18 protein-coding genes and 1 pseudogene are annotated in these 17,073 nt (G+C 46.8%); 16 read left to right on the top strand and 3 right to left on the bottom strand.

Annotated features, from left to right (window positions below; all coding sequences use genetic code 11):
* The first annotated feature begins 36 nt into the window (after window positions 1-36).
* From rpmD to VB118_03675, 13 genes and pseudogenes are all read left to right on the top strand, one after another.
* Window positions 37-219 (top strand): 50S ribosomal protein L30, encoded by a 183-nt coding sequence (gene rpmD / locus VB118_03735; GenBank protein MEA4831713.1) that lies wholly within the window; start codon window positions 37-39, stop codon window positions 217-219.
* A 33-nt stretch (window positions 220-252) separates the two neighbouring features.
* Window positions 253-696: a 50S ribosomal protein L15 gene (gene rplO, locus VB118_03730; GenBank protein ID MEA4831712.1), complete on the top strand. Its 444-nt coding sequence runs from the start codon at window positions 253-255 to the stop codon at window positions 694-696.
* Window positions 697-2,004 (top strand): preprotein translocase subunit SecY, encoded by a 1,308-nt coding sequence (secY, locus tag VB118_03725; protein ID MEA4831711.1) that lies wholly within the window; start codon window positions 697-699, stop codon window positions 2,002-2,004.
* Between the two features lie 17 nt (window positions 2,005-2,021).
* Window positions 2,022-2,675, top strand: coding sequence for an adenylate kinase (locus tag VB118_03720; GenBank protein ID MEA4831710.1), 654 nt, complete (start codon window positions 2,022-2,024; stop codon window positions 2,673-2,675).
* Window positions 2,659-3,432, top strand: a complete 774-nt coding sequence (map, locus tag VB118_03715) for a type I methionyl aminopeptidase (GenBank protein MEA4831709.1) — start codon at window positions 2,659-2,661, stop codon at window positions 3,430-3,432. Before VB118_03720 ends, map begins: the two co-directional genes overlap by 17 nt.
* 22 nt (window positions 3,433-3,454) lie before the next feature.
* A complete protein-coding gene (gene infA / locus VB118_03710; protein ID MEA4831708.1) occupies window positions 3,455-3,670 on the top strand; it encodes a translation initiation factor IF-1 in 216 nt (71 codons plus the stop codon).
* Window positions 3,671-3,723: 53 nt separating this feature from the next.
* The gene (gene rpmJ / locus VB118_03705; protein MEA4831707.1) at window positions 3,724-3,837 is read left to right on the top strand and encodes a 50S ribosomal protein L36; all 114 of its coding nucleotides are present in this window, start codon (window positions 3,724-3,726) and stop codon (window positions 3,835-3,837) included.
* 23 nt (window positions 3,838-3,860) lie between these two features.
* A complete protein-coding gene (gene rpsM, locus VB118_03700; GenBank protein MEA4831706.1) occupies window positions 3,861-4,229 on the top strand; it encodes a 30S ribosomal protein S13 in 369 nt (122 codons plus the stop codon).
* A 16-nt stretch (window positions 4,230-4,245) separates the two neighbouring features.
* The gene (rpsK, locus tag VB118_03695) at window positions 4,246-4,656 is read left to right on the top strand and encodes a 30S ribosomal protein S11 (protein ID MEA4831705.1); all 411 of its coding nucleotides are present in this window, start codon (window positions 4,246-4,248) and stop codon (window positions 4,654-4,656) included.
* A gap of 18 nt (window positions 4,657-4,674) precedes the next feature.
* A complete protein-coding gene (gene rpsD / locus VB118_03690; GenBank protein MEA4831704.1) occupies window positions 4,675-5,301 on the top strand; it encodes a 30S ribosomal protein S4 in 627 nt (208 codons plus the stop codon).
* Window positions 5,302-5,392: 91 nt separating this feature from the next.
* Window positions 5,393-6,343: a DNA-directed RNA polymerase subunit alpha gene (locus VB118_03685; GenBank protein ID MEA4831703.1), complete on the top strand. Its 951-nt coding sequence runs from the start codon at window positions 5,393-5,395 to the stop codon at window positions 6,341-6,343.
* Window positions 6,344-6,373: 30 nt separating this feature from the next.
* Window positions 6,374-6,712 (top strand): annotated as a pseudogene (gene rplQ / locus VB118_03680) (50S ribosomal protein L17).
* A 300-nt stretch (window positions 6,713-7,012) separates the two neighbouring features.
* Window positions 7,013-7,564 (top strand): TIGR01440 family protein, encoded by a 552-nt coding sequence (locus VB118_03675; protein ID MEA4831702.1) that lies wholly within the window; start codon window positions 7,013-7,015, stop codon window positions 7,562-7,564.
* A 168-nt stretch (window positions 7,565-7,732) separates the two neighbouring features.
* Here the strand turns inward: VB118_03675 and VB118_03670 are convergent, their stop codons facing one another.
* Window positions 7,733-8,857: a phosphotransferase gene (locus VB118_03670; GenBank protein ID MEA4831701.1), complete on the bottom strand. Its 1,125-nt coding sequence runs from the start codon at window positions 8,855-8,857 to the stop codon at window positions 7,733-7,735.
* 356 nt (window positions 8,858-9,213) lie between these two features.
* Here VB118_03670 and VB118_03665 point away from each other — a divergent pair, with 356 nt between their 5' ends.
* Entirely contained in the window at window positions 9,214-10,482 is a 1,269-nt protein-coding gene (locus VB118_03665) for a DegT/DnrJ/EryC1/StrS family aminotransferase (protein ID MEA4831700.1), read from the top strand.
* Window positions 10,483-10,784: 302 nt separating this feature from the next.
* Window positions 10,785-14,510: a hypothetical protein gene (locus tag VB118_03660; GenBank protein MEA4831699.1), complete on the top strand. Its 3,726-nt coding sequence runs from the start codon at window positions 10,785-10,787 to the stop codon at window positions 14,508-14,510.
* Window positions 14,511-14,700: 190 nt separating this feature from the next.
* On the opposite strand, the gene VB118_03655 is transcribed toward VB118_03660, so the two are convergent.
* Complete coding sequence (locus VB118_03655; GenBank protein ID MEA4831698.1) at window positions 14,701-15,642, bottom strand: RluA family pseudouridine synthase; 942 nt, start codon at window positions 15,640-15,642, stop codon at window positions 14,701-14,703.
* A gap of 36 nt (window positions 15,643-15,678) precedes the next feature.
* Entirely contained in the window at window positions 15,679-16,335 is a 657-nt protein-coding gene (gene trmB, locus VB118_03650; protein MEA4831697.1) for a tRNA (guanosine(46)-N7)-methyltransferase TrmB, read from the bottom strand.
* A 270-nt stretch (window positions 16,336-16,605) separates the two neighbouring features.
* Here trmB and VB118_03645 point away from each other — a divergent pair, with 270 nt between their 5' ends.
* Window positions 16,606-17,061, top strand: a complete 456-nt coding sequence (locus VB118_03645; protein ID MEA4831696.1) for a CtsR family transcriptional regulator — start codon at window positions 16,606-16,608, stop codon at window positions 17,059-17,061.
* Window positions 17,062-17,073 lie beyond the last annotated feature (12 nt).

Genomic DNA, 17,073 nt, shown 5'->3' with positions numbered 1-17,073 from the left:
GGATCCCGCGCGAAACGCAGAAAGGCAGGATTAACAATGTCCAAACTAAAAATAACACTCGCCAAAAGCTTAATAGGCAGACTTGAAAAACAGCAGAAAACCGCTCTCGCTCTCGGGCTGACAAAAATCGGAGACGAGACTGTCCAGGAAGACAGCGCGGTCACCAACGGCAAAATCAATGTGATCAGGCACCTGGTAAAGGTTGAAAAGGTTGACTGATTTCCCTTAAGAAATATATAAGGAGGAAAAAACATGAAGCTTTATGAACTTTCCCCGGCGCCCGGCTCCACAAAAGAAGCATACCGCAAGGGCAGAGGCACCGGATCCGGAAACGGTAAAACCGCCGGTAAGGGAAACAAAGGACAAAACGCACGTTCAGGCGGCGGTGTTCGCCCCGGCTTCGAAGGCGGACAGATACCGGCCTACAGAAGACTCCCGAAGAGAGGATTTGACAATCAGAAATTCGCAACAAATTATGCGATAATTAACGTCTGCGATCTCGACATGTTCGAAAACGGACAGGTTGTCGGAATAGAAGACCTTATTGAAAACGGACTTATCAAAAAATCTTTCTCCGGACTCAAGGTTCTCGGAAATGGCAATATCACCAAAAAGATTACGGTTAAAGCTAAAATCTTTTCGGCTGCGGCTAAAGAAAAGATAGAAGCCGCAGGCGGAAAGACAGAGGTGATCTAAGTGTTCAAGACGTTCGTAAACGCGTGGAAGCTCCCGGATCTCCGCAAAAAGATCGTTTATACAATAATAATCGTTCTGATCTACAGAATCGGCTGCGTGCTCCCTCTCCCGTTTATTGATCCGACGGCGATCGCCGCTTGGTTTAATTCAAGCGCGAACTCCTCGATATTATCGTACTTCAACATTCTTTCAGGAAACACCTTTTCACGCGCGACTTTATTCGCGCTCTCGGTATCTCCGTACATCACCGCCCAGATCGTTATACAGCTTCTCACAATAGCGATTCCGTCGCTGGAGAAACTGTCCAAGGATGAGGACGGGAGAATGAAAATAACCCAGATCACCCGTTATCTCACGGTTGCTCTCGGCATATTGACAAGCTACGGATATTATGCGACTCTTAACAGCTCGAAAATCGACGCGATAACAAAGCCCGGCTTTTTTGCCTGCATAGTTATCATGATGTGCCAGACCGCCGGTGCGGTGCTGGTCATGTGGGTTTCCGAAAGGCTCACGGAAAAAGGCATCGGACAAGGTATCTCGATACTTCTTTTCGTGAACATCGTTTCCGCGATCCCGACAATGGGCAGCGCTTTCGTGGCGCAGTTCTCACTGTATAAAGGATATACGATCCTCATCTTTGCGGCAATGATCATTGTTGCTGTTCTGATAGTTGCATTCATTGTATTTATGTCTCAATCGGAACGCCGTCTTCCTGTCCAATACGCAAAACGTGTGGTCGGGCGTAAAATGTACGGCGGTCAGAGTACGTTCCTGCCGATGAAGCTCAATATGAGCGGCGTTATGCCGATTATATTTGCCAGCACCATCGCCACTCTTCCGGCTACGATCGCTATGTTCTGCCCGCAGCCCGAAGCAGGGTCATTCTGGTATAAATTCCTTAACAACTTCTTTTCAATGCAAAGCGTTCCATATGCTGTCGTGCTTTTCTTACTTATTATTGCATTCTCATATTTCTACCTTGCAATATCGTTTAACCCGGTGGAAGTTGCGAACAATCTAAAGAAAAACGGTGGTTTCGTCCTCGGTATGCGCCCCGGAAAACCGACAAGCGATTATATAGCGAGAGTTCTCAGAAAAATTACGCTGATTGGCGGTTTCTTTTTGGGAATAATCGCAATAATACCGATCGTAATAGGATGGATAACAAATCCCTTCGGAATTTCCTTCGGTGCGCTTTCCTTCGGCGGCACGAGCCTTCTCATAGTTGTGTCCGTTGCGCTCGAAACGACGAGAGATCTCGATTCGCAGATCACAATGCGCCACTATAAGGGATTCTTGGAATAAGCAAAGAAGGAAGTTAAATGAAAATAATTTTCATCGGAGCGCCGGGAGCCGGGAAAGGCACACAGGCCGAAAATGTCGGTCATATGCTTGATATTCCCGCAATATCGACAGGCGCGATGATAAGAGAAGCAATCAAGAACGGAACTTCGCTCGGAAAGATAGCAAAGGAAACAATAGAAAAGGGCGATCTTCTCCCGGACGAGACCGTTAACGCGCTTATGAAGGAGAGACTGAGCATGCCGGACTGCAAGAACGGCTTCATTCTCGACGGATATCCGCGAACGACCGGACAAGCCGAAGCTCTTGATAAAATGGGTTTCGGCATTGACCGGGTAATAAATATCTATGTGTCTGACGAAGACATAATAACGCGAATGAGCGGAAGGCGCGTGTGCAAGGCCTGCGGCGAAACGTATCACGTTATCTACAATCCGTCAAAAGCGGAAAAAGGGACGAGATGCGACAAATGCGGCGGTGAGCTTGTGACAAGAGCTGATGATATGCTTGAGACAGTAAAAAACCGTCTGAGGGTATATCACGAGCAGACAAAGCCTCTTGAAGATTATTATGAGGCGCAGACAAAGCTCGTGACCGTATACGGTCAGGAAAAGCTTGAGGATACAACGAGACTTACGCTTGAGGCAATTGGAATAAATGATAAAGCTTTATAACAAGACGCAGATCGAAAAGATCCGCGAGAGCTGCCGTATAACGGCGTCGGCTCTCCGTTATGGCGGAGAGCTTGTACACCCCGGAGCGAAGCTTATAACGATCGACAAGAAAATTCGCGAATATATTGAGAGTCACGGCGCTGTTCCGTCGTTTCTCAATTATAACGGATTTCCGGCCAGTGCGTGCATAAGCGTCAACGGGGAAATAATTCACGGGATACCTGACGAAAGGATTTTATCGGAAGGTGATATCGTGAGCATAGACGTTGGAGCATATTATCACGGCTTTCACGGCGACTGCGCCGATACGTTCGGAGCGGGAGTCATTTCCGCGGATGCAAAGCGTCTGATAGACATAACAAAACAATGCTTTTATAACGGAATTTCTGCGGCAAAGCCCGATGGAAAACCCGGAGAACCGAATGAAAAACGTATAGGCGATATTTCGGCGGCCGTACAAAAGACCGCGGAGGACGCCGGATTCTCGGTGGTTCGAGAATATGTCGGACATGGTGTCGGTCAGGATCTTCACGAGAGCCCTGACGTACCGAATTACGGCCGCAGCGGCCGCGGTCCACGACTGATGCCGGGAATGGTATTTGCTGTTGAACCGATGATCTGTCAGTACAGCGCTGCAATAAAAACTCTTTCGAATAACTGGACGGTTGTAACTGCCGATGGCGGGCTCGCGGCGCATTATGAAAACACCGTGACCTTCACCGAGGACAGTATCGAGATCCTGACCGTCCCGGATTGAATCTCATAAGGAGGGATTTTTTCTGCCTAAAGACGATGTAATGGAATTTGAAGGCGTCGTGACGGAAACGCTCCCGAACGCCACATTCCGGGTAAAGCTCCCGAACGGAATGATAATAATCGCGCATATCTCAGGGAAAATGCGTATGAACTACATTAAAATAGTCCCCGGTGACAAGGTTCTCCTCGATGTCTCGGTATATGACCCGACTAAGGGAAGGATCACTCGCCGGCTGTAAGTAAAGCCGCATGCTGCTTGTGCGGCGATAATAATGCAATGGAGGTCACCGAAATGAAAGTAAAGCCTTCCGTAAAGAAAATCTGCGAGAAGTGTAAGATTATCAAAAGAAAAGGCACCGTAATGGTGATTTGCGAAAACCCGAAGCATAAACAAAGACAAGGATAACTTTTTAAGGAGGATATCAAAGTATGGCTCGTATAGCAGGCGTAGACATTCCGAGAGAAAAACGCGTCGAAATAGGCTTGACGTATATTTTCGGCATCGGAAGAACCTCGTCAAATAAAATCCTTTCTGCGACCGGAGTAAACCCAGATACCAGAGTCAAGGATTTGACAGACGACGAAATTGCCCGTCTCCGCGAAGTGATCGAAAACGGATATACCGTTGAAGGCGATCTTAGAAGAAACATCGCCTATGATATAAAGAGAATGACGGATATCGGTTGTTATAGAGGCATTCGCCATCGCAAGGGTCTTCCTGTCAGAGGACAGAGGACGAAGACCAACGCGAGGACAAGAAAAGGCCCCGTTAAGACAATAGCAAATAAGAAGAAATAAGGAGGGATCGACGAAAATGGCCGCAAAGCAAGTAACCACAACAAAAAGAGTCGTCAATAAAAAGCGCCGCGAACGCAAGAACATTGAAAAAGGCTGCGCTCATATCCGCTCAACTTACAATAACACGATAGTTACGCTCACCGATATGAGTGGTAATGCTCTTTCTTGGGCATCCTCAGGTGAAATGGGCTTCAAGGGCTCGAAGAAATCGACTCCCTACGCTGCTCAAACCGCCGCCGAGACTGCGGCGAAGCTCGCAATGGAGCACGGACTGAAGACTGTTGAAGTCTATGTAAAAGGTCCCGGTCAAGGAAGAGAGTCGGCAATCCGCGCTCTCCAAACCGCCGGTCTCGACATAATCCTCATAAAGGATGTCACACCCATTCCGCACAACGGATGCCGTCCTCCCAAGAGAAGACGCGTATAATAAAAGGAGGCAGAGAAAATGGCTAAATATACCGGACCCGCATGCAGACAGTGCCGCAGAGAAGGCTGTAAAATGTTCTTGAAGGGCGACCGCTGCTATACGGGCAAGTGCGCCATAGAAAAACGCAATCAGATACCCGGACAGCATGCACAGGGACGCAAGAATGTCAAGGAATACGGATTACAGCTCCGTGAAAAGCAAAAGGCAAAGAGATATTACGGAATTCTTGAGACTCAGTTCAGAAACTACTTTAAAAAAGCTGAAAAAAGAGAAGGCATGACAGGCGACAACCTGCTCATACTTATCGAAAGAAGATTCGACAATGTTATCTACAGAGCCGGATTTGCTGAAAGCCGCAGAGACGCGCGTCAGCTCGTTCTTCACGGTCACTTTACCTTGAACGGTAAAAAAGCAAATATTCCTTCAATGACGCTCAGCGCCGGAGATGTCGTCGCATTAAAGGCTTCCAGCCGCGACCTTCCGAAGTTCAAAGCTGTTGCCGAAAGCATCGAAGGAAAGTCATCGGTCAAATGGCTCGACGTAAATAAGGAAAATCTCACGGCAACCATTACGGCTTTGCCGGCAAGAGGCGATATTGATTTCGAAATTCAGGACAACCTTATAGTAGAGCTTTATTCCAAGTAAAAACACCCTCGCGATAATCTGATTTGAAAATATCGGCGGAGACAGCCGTCGACAAAAGTATGGAAACGAATTAATCAAGGAGGGTTATTCAATGATAGAAATAGAAAGACCGAGCATAACCACTCTCGAGCAGAGCGAGGACGGCTCTTTCGGTAAATTCTCGGTTGAGCCGCTCGAAAGAGGCTTCGGCATCACCCTCGGGAATTCCCTTCGCAGAATATTATTGAGCTCGCTTCCCGGAGTCGCTGTGACTTGTGTAAAGATCGATGGCGTCCTTCACGAGATATCCACGATAACGGGTGTTAAAGAAGATGTAACCGAAATAATACTGAATGTAAAAGGCATCACAGCCAAGCTGCATTCAAATCAACCGAAGACCGTCATAATAGACGTCACCGGCGAGTGCGAAGTATGCGCCGGTGATATCAAATGCGACTCGGATATCGAAATACTCAATCCGAGGCATCATCTCGCGACGGTATCAGCGGGCGTAAAATTTTATATGGAGCTGACATTTGATACCGGAAGAGGATATGTTTCCTCCGATCGCAACAAACAACTCGGCGCGCCTTCGATAGGCACCATATATACGGATTCTATCTTCACTCCTGTTTACAATGTCAATTACACGGTTGACAACACACGCGTAGAAGACAAGATGGAATACGATAAGCTTACCATAGAGGTACTTACCGATGCAACCATCACCGCAAAAGAATCCATTTCGCTCGCCGCCAAGATTCTCAACGAGCATCTCAATATCTTTGTCGACCTTTCGGACGAGGCAAAACACACCGAAATAATGGTGGACAGAGACGAGACCATCAAAGAAAAAGTTCTTGAGATAACCATTGAGGAACTTGACATGTCGGTTCGCTCCTTTAACTGCTTGAAGCGCGCCGGAATAAACACCGTACAGGATCTGACAAATAAGACCGAGGATGAAATGATTAAAGTCAGAAACCTCGGAAAGAAATCACTCGAGGAAGTAATTCAAAAGCTCGCCAGCTTAGGCTTATCACTTAAGAAGGACGACGAATAAGGCTTCCTAAAACAACAGGAGGAAAAGACAATGCCCGGATCAAGAAAGCTCGGCATGACAACTGACCATAGAATGTCCATGCTGAAAGGACAGGTCACGTTTCTTTTGGAAAAAGGATCCATTGAAACTACAGTGACCCGCGCCAAGGAGCTCAGGAGCTTAACGGATAGAATGATTACACTCGGCAAGGCCAATACTTTGGTTGCCAGAAGACAGGCACTCGCTTTTATAACCAAGGAGGATGTGGTTAAAAAGCTGTTTGACGACATCGCGCCGACGTTTGCGGAACGCGCAGGCGGATACACGAGAGTCCTTAAAATGGGACCACGCCGCGGTGACGGCGCAGAAATGGCTTTGATCGAATTGATCGGTTTTGAACATAAGCCCGAGGGAAAGAAATCGAGTAAAAAAGAAAAAGCGGTTGAACCCAAGCCGGCTGCTACCAAGGAAGCAAAGGCTGGAGCTAAAGCCGAATAATTATTAACACGGCAATTTAATTATTACCAATTAAAGAGAGAAAAGGCCTTGATATATGGACTATTCTCATACCGAGTTAATAATAGATCCGAACAGGTAGACTGTTTCGGTAAAACGACCCGCGGGCGGTTTGGGCTTGTCGGCAAAATGCCGGGCTTAACCGTCCGCTGTCATTATTTAAGAGGTGTTATTATGTATGACGAAATAAAGTCTCAGGCGGCTCAGGCAATAAGCTCTTTGTTGGCTGTTGCTAAGTTGAAGCCCGGAGATGTTTTTGTAATCGGATGCAGCAGCAGTGAAATATGCGGAAAAAAAATAGGCACATTTTCCAGTATGGATGCCGCCCAAGCGGTTTTTGATGGAGTATATCCGATAATCAAAGAAAACGGTTTATATCTTGCCGTTCAATGCTGTGAGCACCTAAATCGCAGCCTTATAGTCGAAAGAGAGTGCGCTTTAAAATACGGTTTTACGGAAGTAAACGTCGTTCCTCACGCTCATGCGGGGGGAGCCTTCGCGACTACGGCGTATGCGCGCTTTGATGCTCCTTCCGCTGTTGAAGAAGTACGAGCCAGTGCGGGAATGGATATCGGCGACACGCTTATAGGGATGCATATAATTCCCGTCTGCGTTCCGGTAAGATGCGAGATAAAAAAAATCGGTGAAGCAAATGTGGTTTTGTGCCGCCGCAGACCGAAATTTGTCGGCGGTGAAAGAGCAATATATAATAACAATTTAATGTAATTCAGAAAGCATCGGAGGACTTTTGAAGAAAAGTCCTCCGATCCTATCAAAGAGCTCATTATGGTATAAAAAACAATGGAGCATGACTTTATGAAAAAGATGGAACTGACACTTGAAAAGAAAAAATCAGCAGCAGATATTTGCGTTATCGCAGCAGTTACTTTTATGTTATCTGTATTTATCAACGATGGCGCACATTTTGTCGAATTTCTGTTCCATGTCAAAAACAAGCTGAATTTGACAGCGAGCGCGGTCAAGGTTCTGGCCGGGGCGGTGTATGCGGAAATATTTGTCCCCGTTGATATAGTCGGAAAGAAATCTGGAGGCCAGCTCCATTGTAATTATGCGCGCTCCCCACGCCATAGTGTCTATTTCTGCAGGGGTGAAGAATCTCCCGCAGGCTCCGATGAAGCCTTTCGTAAATGCTTCAAAATATTCAAGATTGATGGAAACCTTTGAAAGGTCAGTTTCGTCCTCTGCGGCAGTGCTTGCGGCAAAGCGAATGGCATCGCCGAAGTCATACGCGGCGAGCCCTGGCATGACGGTGTCGAGATCGATTACACATAAAGCTTCATTTGTCTCGCTGTCCATCAGGATATTGTTGTATTTAGTATCGTTGTGTGTGACGCGAAGAGGGATAACGCCTTTTTCCTGCAGATTGATCAGCTTTTCGGCGACATCGATTCTATCCTTGAAAAATTGAATCTCGGGTTGAATATCCTTGACCCGACCGCAGAAATCGTTATATACGGAGTCGAAAAAAGCAGCCATACGTTTCTTTGTGTTGTGAAAATCCGGAATCGTATCTCGGAGCTGATTCATGGGAAAATCCGAGAGCATCATCTGAAATTCGCCGAAAGCGCGCCCGGCGTTAAACAACAGCTGCGGGTTTTCAACCTTGTCATAAGTTTTTGAGTTTTCAACAAAGGCATACGCACGCCAAAAACGGTTTTGGCTGCCATGTACATAGTAAAAGCCTTCATTTGTGCTGCAAAAATGCAGAACCTTCCGTTCAATATTCTGCTCTCCGCGTTCGATCAGCTTTTTTTTGATATGTGCGGTCACCTTACCGATATTATCCATCATATCGACAGGGTTTTTAAATACATAGGTATTGACTGCCTGAACAATATAAGGCTTTTCAATACCGTTGCGGATGATATGAACTTTATATGTAGAATTTATATGGCCGTTTTCAATCAGCTCTACGGAAATCTCCTCGTGAGGCAGACCGAAGCATTTGAGTGTGTGACGGATTTCATCAAGAGTCTCTTTTTCGGTGATTGTCTGCATGTATGTATCTCAGCTCCTTACAGTTTTATGAGTATATTTTATTAACTCGACAATTAAATAATACCGTTAAAAGAGAGAAAAGGCTCTTGTATATGCACTTTTCTCTCTAATAAAACAAGACTTATTTAATTGCCGTTTTAATAATAAGGCGGCAATTATTAATAATATCTATGATCCATTATTTCATTAATGTTTCAATAGTATCTCTCAAATTAATTATATGCCAAATGATGTCTTTATGCAATATGCGTTTAAAATAATTCTCGTAAAGATTGATTTATTTGCTTTTATATGGTATACTTAATTTGTATATATCCCAAAGGGACTATAATTATAAATATAGGAGATATAATATTATGAGTAATTGTGAAGCCAAAGCCGCTCTTGCGATCAATGGCGGCAAAAGTGCCGTTACCGCGCCCCTCGCCGCAAGACATCACTTCGGCCAGGAAGAAAAAGCGGCATGCAACCGTATAATCGACGAAGCTATTGACGCGGGCGCGGCTCCGGGTTATAACGGTCCGGAAAGAACCGCTCTCGGCAAAGAATTTTCCGAGCTTCTCGGCGGCGGATATGCCGAATGTGTAAACGGCGGAACCACTTCCGTTTATGTTGCCCTCCGCGCGCTCGACATTCAGCCCTTTACTGAAATAATCTGCGGACCTGTTACGGATCCGGGCGGAATTATGCCTATCGTGATGATGAACTGCATCCCGATAATAGCAGACAGCGGAAAAGACAGCTTTAATATCAGCCTTGAAGGAATTAAAAAAGTATATTCACCTGAACGCACAAGCGCAATACTTGTCGCACATATAGCCGGTGAGCCCTGCGATATGGAAGCAATCAGCGCGTTTGCAAAGGAAAAAGGTATATACCTCATAGAAGACTGCGCTCAGTCACATGGCGCCGCAATAAACGGCAAACCGGTCGGAACTTTCGGAGACACCTCCGGATTCTCTATGATGTTCGGAAAGCACACCTGTGTCGGCGGACAGGGCGGTCTTGTATTCACCAAATGCGAGAAGCTCTATTGGAAGTTAAGACAGGCTGCTGACCGTGGTAAGCCATATGGCACGAACGAAAATGAAAATGTCATGGCTTCTCTCAACTTCAATATGGACGACATGCACTGCGCTATCGGTCGCGTTCAAATTAAAAAGATGTTTCCGATCGCGAAAAAACGCCGTGAGGTCATTAACGCTATCATGGCCAAGCTCTCTGATGTTCCGGTTGTCCGCCTTGCTCCGATGCCTAAGGGTGCAGAGCCTTCTTATTGGTTCCTCCGCCTTATTTTCGACGGCTCCAAGGTGAACGTTGATAAGAATACCTTCTGCGCTGCTGTTACCGCCGAAGGAATCGGCTGTAACACACATTACGCCGCCACTCCTTATATCGGCAAATGGTATACCGAGCGCATAGTATTCGGCAACAGTGGATATCCGTGGGCCGCTCCCGAGTATAAGGGCGATAAAGAAAAACGTTATTCGCTTGCTGACCTTCCTAACGCAGCGAAGGCTCTCGACGACACGATTATCATATATCCGAACGAATCTTGGACGGAACAGAATATTGAGGAATGCGCTCTTGCTTTCAGAAAAGCATACGAAGCGTATAAGAAATAATTATCTCAACAAGCTTCAGATATGCGGCGCCGCAGTAACATGCGGCGCCGTTTGCTTTTTAAAGGTACGCGAATACTTTATTACTCGGCATTTAAATAATTACCGCTTAAAGAGAGAAAAGACTTTGGTATATGGGCTTTTCTCTCTTATAAAACAATGCATATTTAAATGCCGTTTTAATAATTGGCCGAGTTATTATACATGCAGTTTTTACAACCACATAGGTTGTCTGCCATATTGACAATATGCAGCCGCGGCATTATAATTTCATTAATAATTGTCAGAATGTGAGATAAACATAAATGAGCACAATATACCCTTATTATATAGCTGTATCCGATCCCGCGGTAATTCCCGAGCCGCGGGATGCCGGCATGAAATACGAATATACAAATAATGCCGCGGAACATAAAACTCTGTTTTCGGCATACACCTCCGGCTGTACCGCCATATTCCGTATAGAAGCCGAATATGACAAATTCGGATACAGCGGCGATAATACCGACCTTTGGTTTGATCCGGCCTGCTCGGAGAGAAAATTCCATAACTGTAAAGCCATAAGGCTTTATGCCGACGGATGCTCCGAAATAGTGGAATATACAAATAAAATGATCGCAAGAACTCCAAAAGAAGGTGAAATACGCGTTGATTTCCGCCGTCTCGAGTCGGAATACGGAGCGGACATATACGTACCGCTGACGTTTTTCGCATGTGAAGCGCGCCCGGATGGAGCCGAGGCGCCTTTTATCAGATTCAACATCATACGCCAAAGCGGCCAAGGTTCGTCAAGATGGTCAGGTCTGCCGATGGATACAAGCTATTACGGCGAAGAACTTGGCGGACAGGGCAGCGGAATGCTGTTCTTCGAAAAAAACATGCCTGCCGGAACGAACCCGGACCGATATGCGGATGAAACAGCGCGGCTTAATGATAAACATTACACAGTAATGAAAAAGACATTCCTGCCTGGTTATGTTCATTCATATATGGCAGAAAAAGCGCATGGATTTATGCTCTCTATAAAACCTGAAGACGCCGAGACGGCGCGCAGAAACGCGGCCGAAACGTCCTGGGGACGAGAAATTGCCGCCAAAATAATTGCAAAAGCAAATTACTGGATTGGAAAAACCGACGCGGAGATATTCGATATGCTTCCGGCGGCCAATCCGCGCGCAGCCACCCCCGGACAGTATTACGGAGATCCCGTCACAGGAGGAAACCGTAATTCGCTGCAGATGTGCATTGAAAGGCCGTATGAATATTACAATCCATTGACCGGAGTGTGGTACAAAAACGGCTGTGTGATAAAAAATCCCTCAACAGGAGAGGAAATCGTCTTAGATGACGATGGCAGCGGTTTTATTGCCCCTGAGGGCTTTCCGAATCCCGGCGTGCAGTATATGTTCACGGCGGCATACCGGTTTTACAACCTTTCGGTGCTTACGGGAATACCTTACGCCCCGACGATAACGGATAAAAAAGCATGTCCGGAAACAAGCGGCGTTGATAATTTCTATGCCATATCTAATCTCGCGTATGCTTATCTTCTGACCGGCGAAAATAAATACGCGCTGCGCGCTCTTCTAATCCTCGGCAGGATTGCAGATCTGTATCCGTATATGAACGGCGGGCGCGGCGACGGGACGATAACCGATATGGCGAAAATGCTGGAGCCGACGACGACAGAGGTCTTCATGCTGATCAACTATTTCAACGCGCTGGATATCGTTTACGACGCCGCGGACGCACTGTCGGATCAGCTCACGGCGGCTTTCGAAAAAGCTCCCGCGCCTGATGGTACAAACCGCAAAGACAATCCCTTTAATATCAAACGCGCCGTACATGAAATGATACCTTATGCGATCGATTTATGTGATATAAACAAGGGCGTCACCCATGACAGCTCTGTCAGATGGATTCATTTGAAAATGCTCGTCGCCGCTTTCATGGGCAGCGACAGCCTGATGGACAGCACGCTTTACGGCGGAGACATGTCGTTTATGTCAAAAATACGAAACTGTTATTACCGCGACGGCAGATATGCGTATGATTCGATGGAGTATCAAAAGCTGATTTCTCTTGAGATGATGCTGTATCCCAACTGCTCGTATATGTATAAATATTCTGACGGACGCGTGCTTAACCTTTTTGACGATTCGAAAATGAACTGCGGCAGTATCATTTCACTTCATTTCAAGCTTTTGTGCGGAGACCTCACTCCGGCCTTCGGCGATACCCAGATAAACAACAACGAACCCATAAAACAATCCCGCCTTGAAAGCAAAGCTCCGTATTCGCCTCTTTGGGAAGCGGTGTACACGAGGACACACAACGAAAATCTGAAACGGATGATTGCTGTCGCGCTGTCAGGTTATACTCCGGAGGAGCTTGAGAGCGAAAGAGTAAAAAGCGTAGAATCACTGGATAACCTTGATTCCGCTTCTATAAACGAAACAATGCTGCTGCTTGCGTGCGCTCCGGACAGCGGTATATACAAGCTTAAATCGGAAGACGCGGGCGTTCCGGAATCAGTGCTTCTAGAGGATTCGCAGACAAGCATACTTCGCTCGGGAACAAGTCTTGAAAACACAAAGCATCTTATTATGTACGGCCAGCCGTCCGCTCCGCATGACCACGGCGACAAGCTCGGGCTGTGGCTCGGCGCGTACGGATATCATCTGCTGGCGGGCGGAGGCGGATATCCTTATACATGGGCCGATTCAAAATGGCATGAATGGGAGCAAAGCTCCGGCGCCTGTATGGTGGTCATTATCGACGGAAAGAGCCAATGCCGCTCATATTCCTCGCTGAAAGCGCATATCGATGGCAGCCGCGTGAAGCTGTCATCGATGGAAAACTCCGGAGCGTATCCCGGATGCTTTTACGGACGCACCGCGGCGCTCATAACCGCGCCTGACGGTGAAAACGCCTTTGCGGCCGATTTCGCGTATGCCGACGGCGGAAGCTTTTACGATTACAACACCTCGGGTATCGGGCTGGATTTTAAAAACATCCGGTTTTCCGGAATAAAAAAAAGGGAAAAGCTTTCCGGAACGCTTGCCGGAAAAGATGTCACGCTGTATTCCGCGCCGGATTACGCCTGGATGAAAGCAGACGCAGAGGCGAACATAGATGAAGAGCACAGAGCGGAATGGAATTTCCGTCATGCTTCTGAGGTAGGACTGGCCGTATCGGAGATATCTGTACCCAATGATGCCTCCGAAGAGAAGCTCATAAGGGCGTATGGCGAAATGGGAGGCTTCGAGCGTGGAAAATCGCCTTGGGTTCCTTATGTAATGCACCGCAAGACAACAAAAGCAAAAAACGAAAAATGTGTGTTTGCCCATATTCTCGAGCCATATAAAGGCAGCCGGTTTATTTCGCGCGTAAAGCCGCTGCAACTAATAAATGCGTCATTTAATAAAAACACACCCTGCTTCGCTCCGGTCGGATGTGAAGTTGAATACAAGAGCGGCGAATACAAAGACATCGTCATTTCATGCCATGACAGCTCCTGTAAAGCTTCGTTTTCCGATATCTCCGGAACGGAATATACGACAGACGCGCTTTTCGCGCTCTTCAGGTATAAATCCGGCAGGCTTGTATACGCCGAGGCATACGGATATACCATAGCGCGAGCGGGTGATTTTATAACTCCGGAGCATGAAAATCCATATTATAACGGAACCATTACCGAGGTTGACTATACTTCCGGACATATTGAAATTGAAATTGCGGGCGAAATGCCCGAAGCTTCATTGCTTTCCGGCAGAGTGGCTGTGATATCCTCCGACGATTACGAAAAGCCCTCGTCATATTACATGAACGAAATAAAATCCGGCGGCAATCGTATAAGCTTTGTTTCGGATATGCCGTTCGCTCTTCAGGATACATCCTGGGAACGCGGCGAAAAAAGCCGCGGAATGGGCGGTAAAACAAAGATCCGCGACGGAGAATCGGAATATTACGCCGATATAAAGCCGGGAGACGCATTCAGATGCGAAACCGGAGGAGTGCTGATAGGGTAAGGAAAAAATTTTCGCTTCTACGGCTAACTTCGCCACCAAAACCTGATATATCCGCAATAGAATCAGCGCGGTATCTGCCTTTTTACGGGCAAATACCGCGCATTTTCATTGGTTTAAAATCAATCCTCTTTAATTTATGATAAAACGGACGCTCCTACATTCCGTATATGCCGTTTTTGCTTTTATCTATTTACATTGTGAATCTGTCATCGGCGACGACAGTGAATTCACGCCCGCCGAGGTAATAAAGCAGGTCGCCTTGCTCCGGGAGCAGCTTTAAATAATATGCACAGAGCGCCTGATGATCGTATCCGGCGCGCGCGTCCTCGCGGTTTATGCCGTATTTACCGTCGCCGACCATCGGCAGACCGACGAATCCGAGCTGTGCGCGGAGCTGATGCGTTCTGCCGGTATGCAGAATAAGCTCCAGAAGCGAAATGTCCTTTTCTTTGTCGTATCTTAATAAAAAAAGCTCCGTAATCGCAATAAGTCCGCCGGAATCCGGCGTTGTGTATACCTTTACGAGCTTTTCCGAAGCGTTTTTCTTCAGATAATGCGTAAGCGTCATGTGATTGCTTTTGGGCTTGCCGTGGATAAGCGCAAGATATTTTTTCACCACACGCCGTTCTTTAATGAGCCTGTTGAGCTCGCGTAAAGCGGCAGAGTTTTTAGCGCATATGACGATTCCGCAGGTGTTCCTGTCGATCCTGTTGCACAGTGCCGGGGCAAACGACGCCTCCGAATCCGGAACATAAGCGCCTGAGCGAAAAAGGTATGCCTTAATAAAGTCTATCAGCGTCGCGGTGGTCTGCTCCTCATCGGGATGGCACGACATTCCGCAGGGCTTGTTGACTATCAGTATATTTTCGTCCTCATAAACGATATCCAGATGAGGCTTCAGACTTTTATAGCTATCGTCGGCCGGGGCGAAAAATTCTTCCGGGATATACATGTCGACAATGTCGCCCTCGCATAGCTTCAAAGAAATTTCCGCGCGTTTTGAGTTAACCTTTATTCGCTTTTGCCTGATATATTTATATAAAAGCGACGTAGGAAGCGCCGATGTCGATTTCTGCACGAATTTATCGAGCCTCTGCCCCGCATCGTTATTGTTGATTTTAAATGTCTTCATTTTTTCGGCTCCTTTCATGAAGCCCGTCGTCCCCGTTTAACCTGATCTTTTGGCGATGAGCATATTAATTTTATTTCCGGCTTCTGAAAAATTCTTTTCATATTCGGTCATAATATTATCCGGGGCAAGGGCGGAATTATGCAGGTCGTTTGTACTGAATAATATATCAAATCCGTTTTGCGGAAGGGTTTCGAGAGAAAATTCAAAAAGCGCGGCGTTATCCGTCTTCATGCGTATCTCTCCCCCGGTTGAAAGCATATTGCGGTAGGCAGTGAGGAAGGCAGGCGCGGTCAGACGACGTTTTGCGTGCTTTTTTTTAGGCCAGGGATCTGAAAAATTCAAATATATCCGCGAAATTTCTCCCGGCGCGAAAAACTTTTCACAAAATTCGGCGTTACAATTTGAAAAAACGATATTGTCCGTTCCTTCCGCCATAACCTTTTCCATGGCAAGGATGAGAACATCCCTCACAAGTTCCAGCGCGACATAACCTGTGTTATTATTTTTTGCGGCGGTCGCGGCGATAAACGCGCCCTTGCCGCACCCGATTTCCAGCTCAATGCCTCTCGGAAGAGGCCGTCCGCATTTATTCTCCAAGTATTGCCGCCACTTTCCGCGGTTTTCCTCCGGCGTAACGCACATGATGTCCGAACAGGCCGCAATCCGTTCTTCGCCGTGCTTCTTTTTTCTCATCCTCATATTTATCCGATTAGCTTCTGACCTTTCGATTTGTTTCAATAACACCAGTATAGAATAAACTTACATGAAAATCAACAAAAAGCTGAGGAAAAATGAGATTCGGTGAGAAATAATAAGCTTCAGTCCGGTTTTCCGGGATCAGTAGGCTGGCTTTGACTTTCTTTGACCTTTATTGACTTTGCGTTTTTATATATATGGTGGTATCATATAACCAAGGTCAAAGAAAGTCAAAGTCAAACGCAAAAGAAAGCGAGCGATTATCAAATGATATTATCAGAACAGATAGCGCGTCTGATAGAAGAAATGTTGAACGATTCCGACGGTACGCTTGAAATAGGGCGCAATGAGCTCGCCACCAGAATGGGATGCGTCCCGAGCCAGATCAATTATGTAATAACCTCACGGTTCACTCCGCAGAAAGGCTATATAGTCGAATCAAGGCGAGGAGGCGGCGGATTCATCCGAATCACACGCGTTCATCTGGACAAGGCGCAGTATCTGATGCATGTATACAGCGCAGTTGGTGATTCAATCGAATATGATGAAGCCCGCGCCTTCATCCTTCATCTTATGCAAGATGAGATCATCACAGAGCGCGAGGCCGCTTTGCTCCTGTCAGTCATGAGTGAACGGGCGATGGATACGCTTCAGAAAGAAACGCGTTCATCAGTAAGAGCCTGCGTGCTTCGCTCGGTGATCCTGCGGCTCGCGGCAATGTAAAAATCCAAAACA

Source organism: Oscillospiraceae bacterium, from assembly GCA_034925865.1.
In the GTDB taxonomy this organism is placed as follows: Bacteria; Bacillota; Clostridia; order Oscillospirales; family SIG627; genus SIG704.
This window is presented reverse-complemented; position numbering and strand designations above follow the sequence as displayed.

Excerpts from the sequence above, each read along its gene's own strand:
- rpmJ (MEA4831707.1), top strand. The coding sequence starts at position 3,724 with ATGAAAGTAAAGCCTTCCGTAAAGAAAATCTGCGAGAAGTGTAAGATT.
- rpsK (MEA4831705.1), top strand. The coding sequence starts at position 4,246 with ATGGCCGCAAAGCAAGTAACCACAACAAAAAGAGTCGTCAATAAAAAG.
- VB118_03720 (MEA4831710.1), top strand. The coding sequence starts at position 2,022 with ATGAAAATAATTTTCATCGGAGCGCCGGGAGCCGGGAAAGGCACACAG.
- VB118_03645 (MEA4831696.1), top strand. The coding sequence starts at position 16,606 with ATGATATTATCAGAACAGATAGCGCGTCTGATAGAAGAAATGTTGAAC.
- VB118_03665 (MEA4831700.1), top strand. The coding sequence starts at position 9,214 with ATGAGTAATTGTGAAGCCAAAGCCGCTCTTGCGATCAATGGCGGCAAA.
- rplO (MEA4831712.1), top strand. The coding sequence starts at position 253 with ATGAAGCTTTATGAACTTTCCCCGGCGCCCGGCTCCACAAAAGAAGCA.
- VB118_03655 (MEA4831698.1), bottom strand. The coding sequence starts at position 15,642 with ATGAAGACATTTAAAATCAACAATAACGATGCGGGGCAGAGGCTCGAT.
- rpsM (MEA4831706.1), top strand. The coding sequence starts at position 3,861 with ATGGCTCGTATAGCAGGCGTAGACATTCCGAGAGAAAAACGCGTCGAA.
- trmB (MEA4831697.1), bottom strand. The coding sequence starts at position 16,335 with ATGAGAAAAAAGAAGCACGGCGAAGAACGGATTGCGGCCTGTTCGGAC.
- map (MEA4831709.1), top strand. The coding sequence starts at position 2,659 with ATGATAAAGCTTTATAACAAGACGCAGATCGAAAAGATCCGCGAGAGC.
- VB118_03660 (MEA4831699.1), top strand. The coding sequence starts at position 10,785 with ATGAGCACAATATACCCTTATTATATAGCTGTATCCGATCCCGCGGTA.
- VB118_03675 (MEA4831702.1), top strand. The coding sequence starts at position 7,013 with ATGTATGACGAAATAAAGTCTCAGGCGGCTCAGGCAATAAGCTCTTTG.
- rpmD (MEA4831713.1), top strand. The coding sequence starts at position 37 with ATGTCCAAACTAAAAATAACACTCGCCAAAAGCTTAATAGGCAGACTT.
- rpsD (MEA4831704.1), top strand. The coding sequence starts at position 4,675 with ATGGCTAAATATACCGGACCCGCATGCAGACAGTGCCGCAGAGAAGGC.
- VB118_03670 (MEA4831701.1), bottom strand. The coding sequence starts at position 8,857 with ATGCAGACAATCACCGAAAAAGAGACTCTTGATGAAATCCGTCACACA.
- VB118_03685 (MEA4831703.1), top strand. The coding sequence starts at position 5,393 with ATGATAGAAATAGAAAGACCGAGCATAACCACTCTCGAGCAGAGCGAG.